At 68.1% G+C, this 2715-nt stretch carries 2 protein-coding genes and 1 pseudogene; 2 read left to right on the forward strand and 1 reads right to left on the reverse strand.

Annotated features, from left to right (window positions below):
* Window positions 1–176 (forward strand): annotated as a pseudogene (locus VFG33_RS05000) (50S ribosomal protein L1); the annotation flags it as partial.
* Window positions 177–319: 143 nt separating this feature from the next.
* Here the strand turns inward: VFG33_RS05000 and VFG33_RS05005 are convergent.
* Window positions 320–1354: an alpha-hydroxy acid oxidase gene (locus VFG33_RS05005; RefSeq protein WP_325022865.1), complete on the reverse strand. Its 1035-nt coding sequence runs from the start codon at window positions 1352–1354 to the stop codon at window positions 320–322.
* A gap of 179 nt (window positions 1355–1533) precedes the next feature.
* Between VFG33_RS05005 and srmL the strand changes: the two genes are divergently transcribed.
* On the forward strand, window positions 1534–2652 hold the full coding sequence (gene srmL, locus VFG33_RS05010; RefSeq protein ID WP_325022867.1) for a PheS-related mystery ligase SrmL: 1119 nt from the start codon (window positions 1534–1536) through the stop codon (window positions 2650–2652).
* Window positions 2653–2715 lie beyond the last annotated feature (63 nt).

Genomic DNA, 2715 nt, shown 5'->3' on the forward strand with positions numbered 1-2715 from the left:
AGGCCCAGCTGGTGGAGAACTACGGCGCCGCACTGGAGGAGATTCTCCGGCTGAAGCCCTCCAGCTCGAAGGGTCGCTACATCAAGAAGACCGTGTTCTCGACGACGATGGGCCCGGGTGTGCAGGTCGACCCGAGCGCCACTCGCAACCTGCTCGAGGACGAGTCCGAGGCCTGAGCCTCTAGCCAGACACAGACGAAGAGCCCCGGTCGGCGGACCGGGGCTCTTCGCATTCCGCGTCCCCATCGCAAGAGCGCGACCACGCGGTAGCCGCGCCTGTGATCAACGATACGACCGCGACTGGTCCACCGCAGGCACAGTTATCTGCGGGCGAGGAGGTCGGGGGACAGCTCGGAGAGGCGCGGGCAGCCGACCAGCCGGAGGGCGTGGGCGAGCTCGTCGGACAGGTCGGTGATCAGGCGGGTCACCCCGGCAGAGCCGCCGACGGTGAGCGCCCACAGCGCCGGACGTCCGACGAAGACGGCCCGGGCGCCGAGAGCCAGCGCGGCGAGAACGTGCTCGCCGCGGCGGATCCCGCCATCGACGTACACCTCGGTGCCGGTACCGGCGAGCGCCTCCGCGACCTCGGGCAGGGCCCGCGCGGTCGAGATCGCGCCGTCGAGCTGGCGGCCGCCGTGGTTCGACACGATCACCCCAGCCGCGCCCGCATCGGCACACCGCCTGGCGTCGTCCCCGCGCAGCACACCCTTGACCACGACCGGCAGTCCGGTGCGCTCGTGCAGCCAGCCGATCACGTCCGGGCCCAGGTCGTCCGCCTTCGCGAGATCTTCGGGCGGGTAGTCGTTCTCGTCCAGGTTCGCCAGCAGGTGACCTGGTTGGACCACCTCCCAGACGGTCGGCCCGTCATCCTCCTTGCGACCGACCACGGGAGTATCAGCAGTCAGTACTACGGCCCGCGCGCCGGCCGCGACCGCGGCGTCGAGCATGTGCAAGGTGATGTCGCGGTTCTTCACCACGTAGATCTGCAGCCACCAGGGCGCTCCGGCCGCGCTGATCTCGGCGAAGGTCGTACCCGCGTTGCTGGAGACACCGAGGATCGAACCGGCCGCGGCCACTCCGGCGGACATCGCTGCCTCGCCGTCCGGATCCGCCTGCCGTTGCATGGTCGACGGAGCCACGAGCACCGGGACGTCGACCGGCGTACCGAGGATCGTGGTCCGGAGATCGACCGTCGACACGTCGGTCAGGATGTGCGGGCGGAAGCGGTAGGCGTTCCAGGCCGCGGTGGCCTCGCCGACGCTGATCCCGCCGGCCGAACCCTGCCGGAAGTAGCGGTGCAGGGGCTCCGGCAGCTTTTCGGCCGCCGCGGCTTCCAGGGTGTCGATCCATCGCATACCGATGATCCTAGGTAGGTATGCTGGTGATCGTGAATCTTTATGGGCAGCGATTTCTGCGCCCCGGCCGGCACAGTGGTGCCGACGGGGTGAGTCGCTGCTGCGCTCTCTCCTGAGGTGACCGCGGCCGGTCGGGGTGTCTTCCTCCCTCGAACCAGTCACCTCTTGGAGAAACCCTCATGCCTGTCCTCACTGCTGAAGAACTGCACGCTGCCCTGTCCCTGCGCGACCTAGCGGATCCCGCCCAGGGACCACACGCGATCCAGTTGGTCGTCGACTCGATCCGTACTGCGCTCGGCCGGGCCTGGCCGTACACCGAGATCTGGACCAGACGGGATCACCCGGTCGTCACTCTGGCCGACAACTACGACAACCTCGGGTACGCCGCCGACGCGGTCACCCGGGAGGCGCGGTACACCAGGTACGCCTCGGACGGAGAGGTACTGCGGAGCCACACCTCCGCGATGATCCCGCCGGCGCTCCGCGAACTGGCGGCCTCCGATGCGTCGGACGTGCTTTTGGTGTGCGCAGGGATCTGCTATCGCCGGGACTCCGTCGACTGGCAGCACACCGGGACTCCCCACCAGCTGGACCTCTGGCGGATCAGCCGCAACGTCACGCTGGGAGAGCCCGAACTCGAGGAGATGATCGCCCGGCTGGTGGAGACCGTACTGCCCGGGCAGACATACCGGACAGTGCCGGCCGTCCATCCGTACACGACTCACGGCCGGCAGATCGACGTCCTGCTCGACGACCAGTGGATCGAGATCGGCGAGTGTGGTGTCGCTTCTCCCTCGGTGCTGCGGAAAGCCGGGCTTGACGAGAGCTGGACCGGTCTCGCGATGGGACCAGGTCTCGACCGGCTCCTGATGCTCCGCAAGGGGATCCGCGACATTCGGTTGCTCAGGTCAACGGATCCACGGGTGGCGGAGCAGATGCTGGATCTCCTGCCCTACAAGGAGGTTTCGCCGATGCCCGCAGTACGGCGTGACCTGTCGATCGTGGTCGGCAAGGAGGTTGATCTCTCTCCGGAGGTCCTCGGAGACCGGGTGCGCGAGGCCCTCGGAGCCGACGCGGATGCTGCCGAGTCCGTGGAGGTCCGCAGCGAGACGTCGTACGACGACCTGCCGGAGGCGGCACGAACCCGTCTCCAACTCACCCCGGGCCAACGCAACGTCCTGATCCGCCTCATCCTCCGCCCGTTGGACCGAACCCTCACCGACCCAGAAGCCAACCACCTCCGAGACCGCGTCTACACCACCCTCCACGAAGGCCCAACATTGGAGCTGATCGGCTGAAGCAGGAGCGATGTGGTTGTGCCCTGCGCATTGGCAGTGTGGTTGCGCGGTCTCCGCTGCGGG

It is taken from the genome of Kribbella sp. (assembly GCF_035687465.1).
Lineage (GTDB): Bacteria > Actinomycetota > Actinomycetes > Propionibacteriales > Kribbellaceae > Kribbella.